General features: G+C 55.3%; 12 protein-coding genes. 11 read left to right on the forward strand and 1 reads right to left on the reverse strand.

The genetic code is table 11. The features are described 5' to 3' along the window. The first annotated feature begins 328 nt into the window (after nt 1-328). The 10 genes from ACK2JC_RS17155 (at nt 329) to prfA (ending at nt 10,248) form a co-directional block, all read left to right on the forward strand. On the forward strand, nt 329-1,960 hold the full coding sequence (locus ACK2JC_RS17155; RefSeq protein ID WP_107434204.1) for an ABC transporter substrate-binding protein: 1,632 nt from the start codon (nt 329-331) through the stop codon (nt 1,958-1,960). 104 nt (nt 1,961-2,064) lie between these two features. After that, on the forward strand, nt 2,065-3,000 hold the full coding sequence (locus tag ACK2JC_RS17160) for an ABC transporter permease (RefSeq protein WP_007706300.1): 936 nt from the start codon (nt 2,065-2,067) through the stop codon (nt 2,998-3,000). Nucleotides 3,001-3,004: 4 nt separating this feature from the next. Next, on the forward strand, nt 3,005-3,889 hold the full coding sequence (locus ACK2JC_RS17165) for an ABC transporter permease (protein ID WP_007706302.1): 885 nt from the start codon (nt 3,005-3,007) through the stop codon (nt 3,887-3,889). 14 nt (nt 3,890-3,903) lie between these two features. Continuing rightward, nucleotides 3,904-4,914 (forward strand): ABC transporter ATP-binding protein, encoded by a 1,011-nt coding sequence (locus ACK2JC_RS17170; RefSeq protein WP_320937128.1) that lies wholly within the window; start codon nt 3,904-3,906, stop codon nt 4,912-4,914. Further along, entirely contained in the window at nt 4,904-5,857 is a 954-nt protein-coding gene (locus ACK2JC_RS17175; RefSeq protein ID WP_368271423.1) for an ABC transporter ATP-binding protein, read from the forward strand. The genes ACK2JC_RS17170 and ACK2JC_RS17175 overlap by 11 nt, the downstream gene beginning before the upstream one ends. Before the next feature lie 33 nt (nt 5,858-5,890). Next, entirely contained in the window at nt 5,891-6,580 is a 690-nt protein-coding gene (locus ACK2JC_RS17180; protein ID WP_107434206.1) for an MgtC/SapB family protein, read from the forward strand. Nucleotides 6,581-6,821: 241 nt separating this feature from the next. After that, nucleotides 6,822-7,022 carry a 50S ribosomal protein L31 gene (gene rpmE, locus ACK2JC_RS17185; RefSeq protein WP_024736359.1) on the forward strand — a complete coding sequence of 67 codons (201 nt, stop codon included), beginning with the start codon at nt 6,822-6,824 and terminating at the stop codon, nt 7,020-7,022. A gap of 83 nt (nt 7,023-7,105) precedes the next feature. Further along, complete coding sequence (locus ACK2JC_RS17190; protein ID WP_092363930.1) at nt 7,106-8,092, forward strand: DUF1385 domain-containing protein; 987 nt, start codon at nt 7,106-7,108, stop codon at nt 8,090-8,092. Beyond that, nucleotides 8,049-9,143 (forward strand): HemK/PrmC family methyltransferase, encoded by a 1,095-nt coding sequence (locus ACK2JC_RS17195; protein WP_320937127.1) that lies wholly within the window; start codon nt 8,049-8,051, stop codon nt 9,141-9,143. The genes ACK2JC_RS17190 and ACK2JC_RS17195 overlap by 44 nt, the downstream gene beginning before the upstream one ends. A gap of 28 nt (nt 9,144-9,171) precedes the next feature. Then, on the forward strand, nt 9,172-10,248 hold the full coding sequence (gene prfA, locus ACK2JC_RS17200; RefSeq protein WP_092363936.1) for a peptide chain release factor 1: 1,077 nt from the start codon (nt 9,172-9,174) through the stop codon (nt 10,246-10,248). Nucleotides 10,249-10,317: 69 nt separating this feature from the next. On the opposite strand, the gene ACK2JC_RS17205 is transcribed toward prfA, so the two are convergent. Continuing rightward, nucleotides 10,318-11,886 (reverse strand): phosphoglycerate mutase (2,3-diphosphoglycerate-independent), encoded by a 1,569-nt coding sequence (locus tag ACK2JC_RS17205; RefSeq protein WP_320937126.1) that lies wholly within the window; start codon nt 11,884-11,886, stop codon nt 10,318-10,320. Between the two features lie 207 nt (nt 11,887-12,093). On the opposite strand from ACK2JC_RS17205, the gene ACK2JC_RS17210 reads away from it, so the two are divergent. Then, nucleotides 12,094-12,951, forward strand: a complete 858-nt coding sequence (locus tag ACK2JC_RS17210) for a MurR/RpiR family transcriptional regulator (protein WP_092363939.1) — start codon at nt 12,094-12,096, stop codon at nt 12,949-12,951. Nucleotides 12,952-12,977: the final 26 nt, after the last annotated feature.

Raw genomic sequence — 12,977 nt, forward strand, 5'->3', positions numbered from 1 at the left:
ATATATATTTTGTGAAATTTTCCCGGTGGACCTTAAAAAATGTAAAAAATGTTTAATAAAATACAAAATGCTACTTGCGCAATAGCGGAAATGATGGTATTATTTTAATGTAATCTAAAACGGAATATGCATTTTGCTAAGAGAATGAGAGCGGCAACGTAATTGAGGTCCTGATGTTGGATTGGGGTCATACGGGCTATGCTCTTTTTTTGTATCGTTTTTTGCCCCGCGGGGGAGAGGCGGAAGGCGGACGTATATTCGAAAACTTACAGGCGCAGAGCGGCGGTTCTGACGGCTGGAGAAAATAAAAAGATGGAGGAAACTGTTAATGAAAAAAAGGATCGCGTTGTTACTCAGTGTGGCCATGCTGGTTGGAATGACGGCCGGCTGCGGCGGAGGCAGCAAGGATAGCGGCGGAGGCACCACCACCCCCGCGGCGGAGGCGGGCCAGACGGCCGGCGGCACGGCGGAGGGCGGAAGCGGCCCGGCAGTGCCCGCGCACAAGGAAACTCTGGTGATCGGCACGGATGCGGACATCAACACCCTGGATCTCCAGAAGCAGCAGGATCAGATCAACAACATTATTTTGAAGAATACCCACCAGACGCTGGTATTCTTCACCAACGGCGCCGATGGCGAGGAGCGTTTCGTTCCGTGTCTGGCAACCGACTGGGAGTTCAAGGATGACACCCATATTGTGATGCACCTGCGGGACGACGTTTATTTTAACGACGGCAACGAGACTCCTATGACCGCAGAGGACGTTAAGTTCACACTGGATATGGCCATGGAGAACATGGTGGCCTCCAACCTGGCGGGCTATGTCGCCTGTAACGTTGTGGACGATCACACCATTGAGATCGAAATTGAGAGCTACAACAACGAGTTCGTACAGACCCTTGCGTCCGTACCGCTTTCCATCCAGTCCAAGAAAGCTTACGACGACGGCGTGACAGATCCCTTCTATATCGGCACGGGCCCCTACAAGTTCGACGAGTGGGTTGAGGGCGAGTATTGCCGTATCGTGAAGGTAGCGGATTACTGGGGCAATGATATCCCCGCAGGCGAGAACCTGGCTCCCGGCGTGTCCGACGCCATTGAGTTCCGTCCTTACATAGAGGCTTCCTCCCGCGTAATCGCGCTGCAGTCCGGCGAAATTGACGTTTGCGTGAACCCGCCCATCAACGAGCTGCAGTACCTGGAAGAGGATAAGAACATCACCGTGTTCGAGCAGCCCGGCACCCGTTTATTCTACTTTGCATTTAATGTCGAGAAAGCGCCCTGGGATAACCAGAAGCTGAGACAGGCTGTTGCCTGTGCGATTGACCGCGACGCGGTTCTGGAAGCGGCTGTTTACGGCAAGGGCACTCTGCAGAAAACCATTCTGAACCGCGGCCTGTGGGGCTTCTACGATGATATGGAAGGCTTCAACTACGATGTGGACCGCGCGAAAGCTCTGATGGCCGAGGCCGGATATCCGGACGGCGGAATCAAGACCACTTTAAGCTATGCTTCCGGTACTCCCTATGAGCAGATCGCTACCGTGATCCAGGCGAACCTGGCCGCAATCGGAGTCGAGGCAACGCTTGAGCCCATGGAGACCGCAACCCTTAAGTCCGCCTGTGTTGACGGAAGCCAGGAGCTGTTCCTGTGGAGATGGAACGAGGACTCCAAGGTTGACTTCGTATACCGCGACCTGTTCTACACGGATTCCGGTTCCAACTACCACCACTATTCCGATACCAAGGTAGACGGCCTGGTTGACACGGTTGCAACTGAAAAAGATCCGGAGAAACGCCTTGCCGCAGCTCAGGAGCTTCAGGAGTACCTGGTTGATGCGTGCCCGCAGGTTCCGCTGTATATCGCAAACCTGGTAATCGCGTACAACAAGAATTTACAGGGCCAGTACCTCTTCGGAGGCGGCAACCACGACTGGCGCCACGCTTATATCGCAGAGTAATTGAGATTAAGATTGAGATTGAGATAGTCTGAGCAACTTGCGGGTCCTTCCGGCCCGCAAGTTTCTTGGGGGGGACACACCAAAGGAAAAGGAGTGTGCAATGAATGATTAAATACATCTTCAAACGGCTGATAATGTTGATTCCGGTAATTCTGGTAACATCTTTCCTGATTTACTGGGCTATGAGCCTGACGGGCGGTGATCCGGCCCTGATGCTGGCCGGCGACAAAGCGACGCCGGAGCAGGTCGAGCAGATCCGTGAGGAGCTGGGACTGAACGATCCCTTCCCTGTCCGCTATGCCAACTATATGAAGGGCATGCTGACCGGGGATATGGGCAAGTCCTATGTTACGAAAAAGGACGTTTTCCAGACATTTATGGAAAAGCTTCCCAACACCCTGGCGCTTGGCGGCGCCGCAGTGCTGATTGCCGTGGTGGTGTCCCTTCCCCTGGGTATTTATACGGCGATCCATCAGAATACATGGAAGGATACGGCGGGAATGGTGTTCGCCCTGTTCGGCACGTCGATGCCCAACTTCTGGCTGGGCCTGATGCTGATTATCATATTCGCCCTGAAGCTGGGGCTTTTGCCATCGGGCGGTAAAAGCGGGTTCTCCAGCATTATCCTGCCCGCTGTGACCGTGGGCTTCGGCCTGGCCGCGCTGATTACCCGTACCACGCGTTCTTCCATGCTGGATGTGCTGCGCCAGGATTATATGACCACGGCGCGGGCAAAGGGCTGTCCGGAGAAGCGGGTGATCTACACACATGGGCTGAAAAATGCGTTGATTCCCATTATCACGGCAATCGGCCTGCAGATGTCCCTGGTGATCACCGGTTCCGTTCTGGCTGAGACGGTGTTCTCGTGGCCGGGAATCGGGCGTCTGGTTTATGACTCCATTTCCAAGCGCGATACGCCTATGGTTACGGGAGCCATCATCATGTGTTCGATCCTGATGTGCATCATTAACCTGGCCGTGGATCTGGTCTATGCGTTCTTTGATCCGCGTATCAAGGCACAATACAGTAAAAAGGGGTGATACGATGGCGGAAGCGGTGGCAAAAAAGAAAAAAATAAAGAGCCGTACTATGTTTCAGGAAGCCTGGAGACATTTGATTCGGAACCGTGGATCGGTCATCGGTATGATTTTCCTGATCGTCCTGGTAGTGGCGGCACTCATAAGTCCGATTGTGTTTGATTATGAAAAAGATGTAATTGGCCAGAACATGTCCGAGCGTCTGCTGGCGCCTGGCCTCGCGCACTGGTTCGGCACAGATGAATTCGGGCGCGATCTGTTCGCCCGCGTCATTTACGGAGCGCGCTACTCCCTGATCATCGGCGTGGGTTCCGTGTTCCTGGGACTGATTGTGGGAACCCTGCTGGGCTCTCTGGCCGGATTTTATGGCGGCCTTACAGATTCCATCATCATGCGCGGCGTTGATATTTTCTATTCCATTCCGAATATTATGACGGCTGTGGTGATCGTGTCCCTGTTGGGTACCAGCACGGTGAACCTGATGATCGCTCTGGCATTTTCCTGCGCAAGCAGCTTTGCGCGAATTGTCCGGGCCGCGGTTATGACCATCCGCGACCAGGAATATGTGGAGTCCTCCTATGCGATGGGACTTCCCACCTGGAAGATTATATTAAAGCATATTCTTCCCAACTGTCTGTCTCCGATCATTGTACAGATCACGCTGCAGATCGGTACGACAATCATCTCCGCATCCTCTCTGAGCTTCCTTGGAATCGGCGTTCCGGCTCCGGCTCCGGAATGGGGAGCGCTGCTGTCCGCAGGGCGCAGCCATATCAGAGATGCCAGCTACATGTGTATTATCCCCGGATTTGCGATTATGCTGACGGTGCTGGCGCTTAACTTGCTCGGTGACGGCCTGCGCGACGCGCTGGATCCGAAGATGAAGAAATAGGAGAGGTGAGACCTATGGCAGAAGATTTGGTATTGAAAATAAAGGATCTGGTTGTTCACTATGAGACGGAGGATGCGGATGTCCATGCGGTCAACGGCATTGACATTGAGATTCGGAAAAAGCACACTCTGGGCCTGGTAGGGGAGACCGGCGCGGGCAAGACCACCACGGCCATGTCCATCCTGAATCTGGTTCCCAACCCTCCGGGGGTGATTAAGAGCGGTGAGATTTATCTGGAGGGCGAGGACGTTTTGCAGATGTCCGCGGAGAAACTGGAACATATGCGCGGCAATGATGTGGCCATGATTTTCCAGGACCCCATGACGGCGCTGAACCCGGTTATGACGGTGGGAGATCAGATTGCCGAGAGTATTGAGCTCCATCAGAATCTGAATAAAAAGGAGGCCCTTGAGAAGGCCAAGGATATGCTGAAGCTGGTTGGAATCGCGGAATCCCGCGCGGCGGAATATCCCCACCAGTTTTCCGGCGGCATGAAGCAGCGCGTGGTGATCGCCATTGCGCTGGCTTGCAACCCCAAGCTTCTCATTGCGGATGAGCCTACCACCGCCCTGGACGTTACCATTCAGGCGCAGGTGCTGGAACTCATGAAGCAGCTGATCCAGGAGCGGGAGATGTCCATGCTTCTGATTACCCATGACCTGGGCGTTGTGGCGGAGGTCTGTGACGATGTGGCCGTGGTCTACGCGGGGCGGATTGTGGAAAAGGGAACCGCGGACGACGTGTTTAACTACATGCACCACCCTTATACGGAGGGGCTGTTTGACTCCCTGCCCAACTTAAAGGAGAGGGGCGAGATGCTGGAGCCGATCCAGGGGCTGATGCCCGATCCGTCGGATCTGCCGCCGGGCTGCTCCTTTGCTCCCAGATGTCCATATGCGACGGAGCGCTGTTCCCAGTCGGTTCCGGAGCTGAAAGCAGTCAGAGGCAGCGATACGCATTTTGTCGCCTGTCATGCTTACGAGAATCCGGATTTTAGCTTGAGGAGGAACAGGGATGGCAAATAAAGTAATTCTTGAGGTTGAGAATCTGACAAAATATTTCAATACGCCCGGCGGTCTGCTGCACGCAGTGGACGGGGTGAACTTTAAGGTGGAGGAGGGCAGGACCCTGGGCATTGTGGGCGAATCCGGCTGCGGAAAATCCACCACCGGGCGCACCATCTTAAAGCTTTTGGAACCCACGTCCGGAAAGATCATTTTTGACGGACAGGATATCACGGGCTACAGCCGCAAGCAGATGCGCAGCCTGCGCCGGGAGATGCAGATGGTGTTCCAGGATCCGTTCTCATCCCTGGACCCCAGACAGACTGTTTCCCAGCTGATCAGCGAGCCGATCATTGAGCACAAGCTGTTAAAGACCAAGAGCGAGATTGAAAAACGGACCCTGCAGCTGATGGAGACCGTGGGTCTTGCGGAGCGGTACATCAATGTGTACCCCCATGAGCTGGACGGAGGACGCCGCCAGAGAATCGGCATCGCCCGCGCCCTGGCGGTGGAGCCGAAGCTGATCGTGTGCGACGAGCCTGTTTCCGCCCTGGACGTTTCCATCCAGGCGCAGATTTTGAATCTGCTGCGGCAGCTGCAGCAGGACATGGGGCTGACCTATATTTTCATCACCCACGACCTCTCGGTTGTTAAATATTTTTCGGACGATATCGCGGTGATGTATCTTGGACAGATGGTGGAGAAGGCTCCTTCGGATCTTCTGTTCAAGAATCCGATCCACCCCTACACCAAGGCGCTGCTCTCGGCGATTCCGCTGCCCGTGGTGGACAAGGATAAGCCCAAACGCCAGCTGATCAAGGGTGAGATCACCTCCCCGGTCAATCTGCCGGATGAGTGCCGGTTTGGAAAGCGCTGCGACTATGTCCAGGAGTGCTGCAAGAAGGGCAATCCGCAGCTTCGGGAGATCGAACCGAACCATTTTGTCGCCTGCAGCTGTGTCTAGGGCCGTTGGGACAGAAATGGAGATGTAAAACAGATGGATGTATTATCGGTTTGGGATCAATTTGAGGTCCCCTATATCTGGACGCAGATGGAATATCTGCTCCGGATATTGATCGCGGCCTTTCTGGGCCTTTTGATTGGAAATGAACGTAAAAACCGGAATAAGTCTGCAGGGATACGCACCCACGCCATTGTGGCGCTGGGTGCTGCTCTGATGATGGTGGTTTCCAAGTACGGTTTTTTTGACGGATACGAGGCGGACGCCTCCCGTATCGCCGCACAGGTGGTCAGCGGAGTGGGATTTCTGGGCGCGGGCGTGATCTTTGTGCGCAACAACCTGGTGAACGGCCTGACCACGGCGGCCGGAATGTGGGCCACCGCTGGCGTGGGTCTGGCCATGGGTTCCGGGATGTATGTCATCGGAATCAGCTCAGCGCTGTTGATCATCGTCATGCAGTTTGTGATGCATAAAATAGCATATTTTGCCAAAACGGCGTCCAACGGCCTGATTAACATGACGGTCATGAACAAGGCGGGCGCGGTGGCGACCATCGAGCAGTTTTTGACCGGCGAGCACATTGAGATCGCAGGCCTACAGATTAAAAAGACTAAAAAAGACGAGATCAAGCTGGAATTTGACGTGGTCTTTCCGCCGGGACTGAACCAGTCGGCGTTTATGGCAAAGCTGGCGGAGCGGGACGATGTGTTGACGGTGAGTAAGTAGGAGAAAACTGTGAAAAAACAGTTGCAATCCTGTCCTTCTTGTGCTATACTGTTTAAGCTGTCTGGATTGACGGCAGTTTTGGCTTTCGCGTGAGTCAACCTTACGGGAACGGAAGCGCTTAACTTGAACAGTGCTGATATTTGTGCGTTCCACGTCCACAGGGGCGGTGGTTATGTACAGAGGCAGATTGGCATACAGGCCGCGGTCGGAAACCGCAAATAAAATCAGAGAGGTGAACAAAATGAAGGAAGGAATCCATCCGAATTATTACCAGGCAAAGGTTGTTTGCAACTGTGGAAATGAGTTTGTAACAGGCTCCACCAAGAAGGACATTCACGTTGAAGTTTGTTCCAAGTGCCACTCTTTCTACACCGGCCAGCAGAAGGCTGCCGCTGCCCGTGGACGTATTGATAAGTTCAATCGTAAGTATGGCATTCAATAAGTGAGAGAGATAAGGGGTTGAGCTTGAAGAGTGGCTCAGCCCTTTTCGTATTTTTCGGAAAAAGATGGAAAGGTTAATAATCGATGAAATACTCAGGAATCGGCGGACAGGCGGTAATCGAGGGCATTATGATGCAGAACGGCCCGGATTACGCGATCGCGGTCCGCAAACCGGACGGGGAAATTGAGGTGAAAAAGGATCATTACGTGAGTATGACCAGGAAGGCAAAGATCCTGGGACTGCCCTTTATCCGCGGTATTTTCAGTTTCGCGGACTCCATGATTCTGGGCATGCGCGCCCTGACCTGGTCCTGCAGCTTTTTCGAGGACGACGAGGAGGAAACCCCGTCCAAATTCGAGGCATGGCTGGACAAGGTGCTTGGGGAAAAGCTGGAGAGCGTGCTCATGACGGTGGTGATGATATTTTCCTTTATCATGGCCATCGGGATTTTTATGGTGCTGCCCCTGTTTATCGCCGGGCTGTGCCGCAGGTTTATCACGTCGGACACGGTGATGGCGGTGCTGGAGGGCGTGATCCGTATCGTCATCTTTATCGCATATATCAAATTGGTGAGCCGCATGGAGGACATCAAGCGCACCTTTATGTACCACGGCTCGGAACACAAGTGTATCAACTGCCTGGAGCACGGCCTGGAACTGACGGTGGCCAACGTTCGCGCCAGCTCCAAGGAGCACAAGCGCTGCGGAACCAGCTTTATTCTGATCGTGATGATTATCAGCATCCTGTTTTTTATGGTGGTGCGGCCGGAAACGCTGTGGATGCGCATCGTCAGCCGGATTGTGCTGATCCCGGCCATCGCCGGGGTGTCCTATGAGCTGCTGCGCTTCGCGGGGCGCCACGACTCCAAGCTGGTGAATATTTTGAGCCGTCCCGGCATGTGGATGCAGGGGCTGACCACCAAGGAGCCGGACGACAGCATGATCGAGGTGGCCATCGCGGCGGTGGAGACCGTGTTTGACTGGAGAAATTATCTGAATGAGGAATTTCCGGGATGGGAGAGCAGAAATGACGTTGCAGCAGCTTCTGGATCAGGGAACGGAACAACTTAGAAGCGCCGGTGTGCCGGACGCCGGGCTGGACGCCAGGTATCTGCTTTTGGATACATTCGGGCTGGGCCTGGCCTCCTTTCTGGCGGACCGTGGACGGACCGTGGACGGGCTGCCGGGCGGAGCGGAGAAAACGCAGGCGTATGAAGCGCTGATCGCGGGCCGGGCCGGGCGCATCCCATTGCAGCAGCTTTTGGGCGTTCAGGAGTTTATGGGGCTGGAATTTTATGTAAATGAACATGTGCTGATCCCCAGACAGGACACGGAAACGCTGGTGGAGCTGGTGCTGGAGGAGCGGAAGCAGCGGGACCTGGACGTGTTGGACGTGTGCACCGGGTCCGGCTGTATCGCCGTCAGCCTGGCAAGGCTGGGGGGATACAGGAGCGTGACGGCGCTGGACGTGTCCGCGGAGGCCCTTAAGGTGGCGGAGAAGAACGCAGCCGCGCTGTTGGGGGAGTACGACGGGGATTTCCGGTTGGTGCAAAGCGATATGTTTGCGGGGCTGGAGACGAAGGGGCTTCAGGAACAGAAGCCTGTGGAACCGGACACTTCGCAGGAACAAACCTCCGGGGAACCGGATGCCTGGCAGGGCCGGACGGCTGTGAAACCAGCCGCCGCGGGAGAACTGCCGTGCCGTCTCTGCGTGCCCTGCACCCCGCAGTTTGACATCCTGGTATCCAACCCGCCCTACATTCCCAGCCAGGTGATCGAAGGGCTGGAGCCGGAGGTGCGGGATCACGAGCCGCGGCTGGCTTTGGACGGCAGCCCGGACGGGCTGAAATTTTACCGGATTCTGGCGTCTGAGGGAAAGCGGTTTTTGAGACCGGGCGCCGCCGTCTATTTTGAGATCGGCTGGGATCAGGCCCAGGCGGTGAGCGCCCTTCTGGAGCGGGAGGGATTTACGCAGATTCACACGGTAAAGGACATGGCCGGGATGGACCGGGTGGTCGGGGCTATTTTGGGCGCGGCGGCGGACAACGGGCACCAGGCCCCTGGGCGGAGCTGGGAAACGGTCCGCACCATCCAGGCGCGCCCCATGGAACAAGGAATTTGAATTTGATTGAGGGAATCGGGAGAGAGTTATGTTTGATAAATTGGACGATATTTTGATTCATTATGAAGAGCTGATGCGGATGCTTGGGGATCCGGACGTGACCCAGGACACCAAGCGGTTTACCAAGCTAATGAAGGAGCAGGCCGACCTGGCTCCCATTGTGGAGGCATACAAGCAGTACAAGCAGGCCAAGCAGGATGTGGAGGACTCCCTGGCGATGCTGGAGGAGGAGAGCGACGAGGAGATGCGCGAGATGGCCAAGGAAGAGCTGGCCGACGCGAAAAAGCGCATCGAGGACCTGGAACACGAGCTTAAAATCCTGCTGCTGCCCAAGGACCCCAACGACGACAAGAACATTATCCTGGAGATTCGTGCGGGCGCTGGCGGCGACGAGGCGGCCCTGTTTGCGGCTGAGCTGTACCGCATGTACACCAACTACGCGGACAGCCATCGCTGGAAGGTGGAGATCATCAGCCTGAATGAGAACGGCATCGGCGGCTTTAAGGAAGTGGTGGCCATGGTGACCGGCAAGGGCGCTTACTCCAAGCTGAAATACGAGAGCGGCGTGCACCGGGTACAGCGTGTGCCGGAGACCGAGTCCGGCGGCCGTATCCACACCTCCACGGCTACGGTGGCGGTGATGCCCGAGGCGGAGGAAGTGGACGTTCAGATCGACATGAACGACTGCCGCATCGACGTAATGCGCGCCTCCGGAAACGGCGGACAGTGCGTTAACACCACGGACTCCGCGGTGCGCCTGACCCATATGCCCACCGGTATTGTGATCTACAGCCAGACGGAGAAATCCCAGCTCCAGAACAAGGAGAAGGCCTTCCGCCTGCTGCGCTCCAAGCTCTATGACATCGAGCTGGAAAAACGCCAGAGTTCCGAGGCCGAGGAGCGCAGGAGCCAGATCGGCACCGGCGACCGCTCGGAGAAGATCCGCACCTACAACTTCCCCCAGGGCCGCGTGACGGACCACCGGATCAAGCTGACGCTGTACAAGATCGATTCCATCATGAACGGGGATATCCAGGAGCTGCTGGACAACCTGATTGCAGCGGACCAGGCGGCGAAGCTGAGTAAGTTAAACGAGCAGGTATAAAACGTTAAAACCATATTGAAATGAGGAAGCGCCCGGGATCAGTGGCAAAACTGACCCCGGGCGCTTCTTTTATCTGTATGCTGTTCCACACCCCAAAACCATGGCGTCGTAACCGCGTTTGACCTTGGTGTAATTCTGATCCCGGTCCAGCACAATGCCGCGGCCCACGCCGTCCACGATCCGGCCGGCGCCGATGTGGTCGAGTTCCTTTTCCAGTTCCATCAGGAGCTGAGGCGCGCTTCCCGGTTCCGTGCTGCGCCCGTCGAAAATGATGTGCAGGTTGACTTCGGGAAGCCCCTTTGCCATGCGGCACAGCGCCTTGGCGTAGTCGATGGAACCGTGGGAAGATTTATCCGTCAGGTAGGACAGGATGTGCAGAGCCTTGCCGTGGTCCCTGGTATGACGAATCGCTTCTAAGAAAACCGGGTTCTGCTCAAAGCTGCCGTCCGCCATCGCTTTGTCCAGACGGATGTCGTCCTGGGGCACAATGCGGCCCGCGCCCAGGTTTAAGTGTCCCGCCTCGGAGTTTCCGGCTTTGTCCTGTCCCAGGCCCACGAAGCTGCCGGAGGCATGAAGCCTGGCGCAGGGATATGTTTCCAGCAAAAAATCCCAGTAGGGGGTATCCGCCAGGAAAATGGGATTTCCCTCGCCTTTTTCGCCTAATCCCCAGCCGTCCAGAATGATCAGCAGCACTTTCCTTCCGTCGTCAAAACGGACGCCGGGAATCAGGGTGGAGGCATCCATTTCAGGGGGCAGAGGGATGCCCATGGCGTGCAGCACGGTGGGCGCAACGTCGCAGAGACTTCCGTTCCGGGGAGATATGGGGTCGTTCCGGCGGGGATCAATGACCAGGAAGGGGACCGGATTGGTGGTGTGAGCCACATCCGGTTTACCGGTAGGCGTGATCATGGACTCCAGGTTCCCGTGGTCCGCTGTGATCATTACCACGTAATCCTGGGCTTTAGCCGCGCTTACCAGCCGTTCAAGCTGTCTGCTCATGTGGCTGGCAGCGGCGATCTTGGCGGAATTGCAGGAGGTGTGCCCGATAACGTCGCCGTTGGCAAAGTTCACCACGACGAAATCCGGCCCGCCCAGCTTCCGGTTTACCTCGTCTACCACCTCAGCCAGACTGAGTTCCGGCACCTCCTCAAACGGCACTCCTTTGGGAGAAGGGATCATAATGTCCTCCTCTCCGGGATAAGGGGTCCGGTTTCCGCCGTTAAAGAAGAATGTCACATGGGCGAATTTTTCCGATTCGGCGGCGTGGAGCTGGGTGCGGCCGGCTTCGCTGATAATCTGCGCAAGCGGTTTATGTACCTGCTCCGGCGCAAAGGCGATGGGCAGATCCTTGAATTTATCGTGATAAAGGGTCAGAATCACAAACTGGAGATCGTTCAGCCTGGTCCGCCCGGCCTTGTCGAAATCCGGCTCAGTGAACATTTCAGTCAGTTCAATTTCCCGCTCGCCCCGGCGGCAGCCGAAGATCACCGTATCTCCGTCCTGTATGCGGCCTATGGGGGAGCCTGTTTCATCCACACGCACAAGGGGCTCCATGTTGTAATCGCTTTCGCCTCTGGAATAGGCGGCCCGGACTGCCTGGGCCAGCTCAACGCCGCCCCGGCTTTGCTGTTTCATCATAGCAGAATCCTCCTTACCAAGTGGTAACTAACTCCATTAAACTCATTTTATGATAACAACAAAATTCTACCAAGTCAATAGAAATAAATTTTTTCTCCAAAAAATAAAATTTTTCTCCATTTCCTATTGCATTTCTGGTTTCATGCGCTATAATGTACCTATACAAGGCAGATTTACCGGCAGGAACATAACAAAATAGGAGGTTTTATGGCAGAGACTAATTTATTGATCAGCATCCGCAGCTGCTATGATCAGCTGACCCGTCTGGAGAAAAAGGTAGCAGACTATGTGCTGCAGCATCCCCAGGAAGTGGTCAAGATGACAATCAACGAGTTATCCAACAGTTGTGGGGTGGGAGACACTACCGTATTCCGATTCTGCCGTTCCATGAACGTTGGGGGATATCAGGATTTCAAACTTGCGCTCGCGCTCAGCAGCAATGTAAACGACATGTTGGACAGCAAGGGTGAGTTCAATCTGGCGCAATCCCAAGATTTGCATGAACTGGCCCAGCAAGTATCCGGAGTATTTACGGATGCGGTGAACGAAACCTTGTCCTCATTGGATTATGATGCGATTTCACGGACCGTGGAGGCCATTTTGAACGCCCGAAGCGTTCATCTCTTTGGATTTGGCAACTCCGGCGTGTCCGCGCTGATGATGCAGAACCGCATGATGCGGATTTTGCCGAATATTTTCTATACCAGCGACGTCCATATGCAGCTTACGTCCGCCGCCACGATGCAGGCGGACAGCGTGGCCATCATATTCTGCAACTCCGGGATCACCAAGGACAGCATCCGTATCGCCCAGATGACCCACGAGGCAGGCGCATTTACCGTGTTTATCACAAAATTTATGCAGACGCCTGCGGCTCCCTATGCCGACGTCCTTCTGTGCAGCGGCGCCACCGAGGGCCCGATCCAGGGCGGCTCCATTTCAGGGGTGGCCTCCCAGATGTACATTGTGATGTTGTTGTACTCCGAACTGTTCCGCCGCATGGAAACCCGTGCTCAGGAGAATAAAATCAAGGCCGCTCATGCCATTGCTGAGAGAAAACTTTGACTTGATGAGGCGTTGATCAAAAAATA

The organism is Enterocloster lavalensis, from assembly GCF_046603895.1.
Lineage (GTDB): Bacteria > Bacillota > Clostridia > Lachnospirales > Lachnospiraceae > Enterocloster > Enterocloster lavalensis.

Coding starts and splice junctions, on each gene's coding strand:
- ACK2JC_RS17170 (WP_320937128.1), top strand. CDS start 3,904: ATGGCAGAAGATTTGGTATTGAAAATAAAGGATCTGGTTGTTCACTAT.
- ACK2JC_RS17155 (WP_107434204.1), top strand. CDS start 329: ATGAAAAAAAGGATCGCGTTGTTACTCAGTGTGGCCATGCTGGTTGGA.
- ACK2JC_RS17205 (WP_320937126.1), bottom strand. CDS start 11,886: ATGATGAAACAGCAAAGCCGGGGCGGCGTTGAGCTGGCCCAGGCAGTC.
- rpmE (WP_024736359.1), top strand. CDS start 6,822: ATGAAGGAAGGAATCCATCCGAATTATTACCAGGCAAAGGTTGTTTGC.
- ACK2JC_RS17175 (WP_368271423.1), top strand. CDS start 4,904: ATGGCAAATAAAGTAATTCTTGAGGTTGAGAATCTGACAAAATATTTC.
- ACK2JC_RS17195 (WP_320937127.1), top strand. CDS start 8,049: ATGACGTTGCAGCAGCTTCTGGATCAGGGAACGGAACAACTTAGAAGC.
- prfA (WP_092363936.1), top strand. CDS start 9,172: ATGTTTGATAAATTGGACGATATTTTGATTCATTATGAAGAGCTGATG.
- ACK2JC_RS17160 (WP_007706300.1), top strand. CDS start 2,065: ATGATTAAATACATCTTCAAACGGCTGATAATGTTGATTCCGGTAATT.
- ACK2JC_RS17165 (WP_007706302.1), top strand. CDS start 3,005: ATGGCGGAAGCGGTGGCAAAAAAGAAAAAAATAAAGAGCCGTACTATG.
- ACK2JC_RS17180 (WP_107434206.1), top strand. CDS start 5,891: ATGGATGTATTATCGGTTTGGGATCAATTTGAGGTCCCCTATATCTGG.
- ACK2JC_RS17210 (WP_092363939.1), top strand. CDS start 12,094: ATGGCAGAGACTAATTTATTGATCAGCATCCGCAGCTGCTATGATCAG.
- ACK2JC_RS17190 (WP_092363930.1), top strand. CDS start 7,106: ATGAAATACTCAGGAATCGGCGGACAGGCGGTAATCGAGGGCATTATG.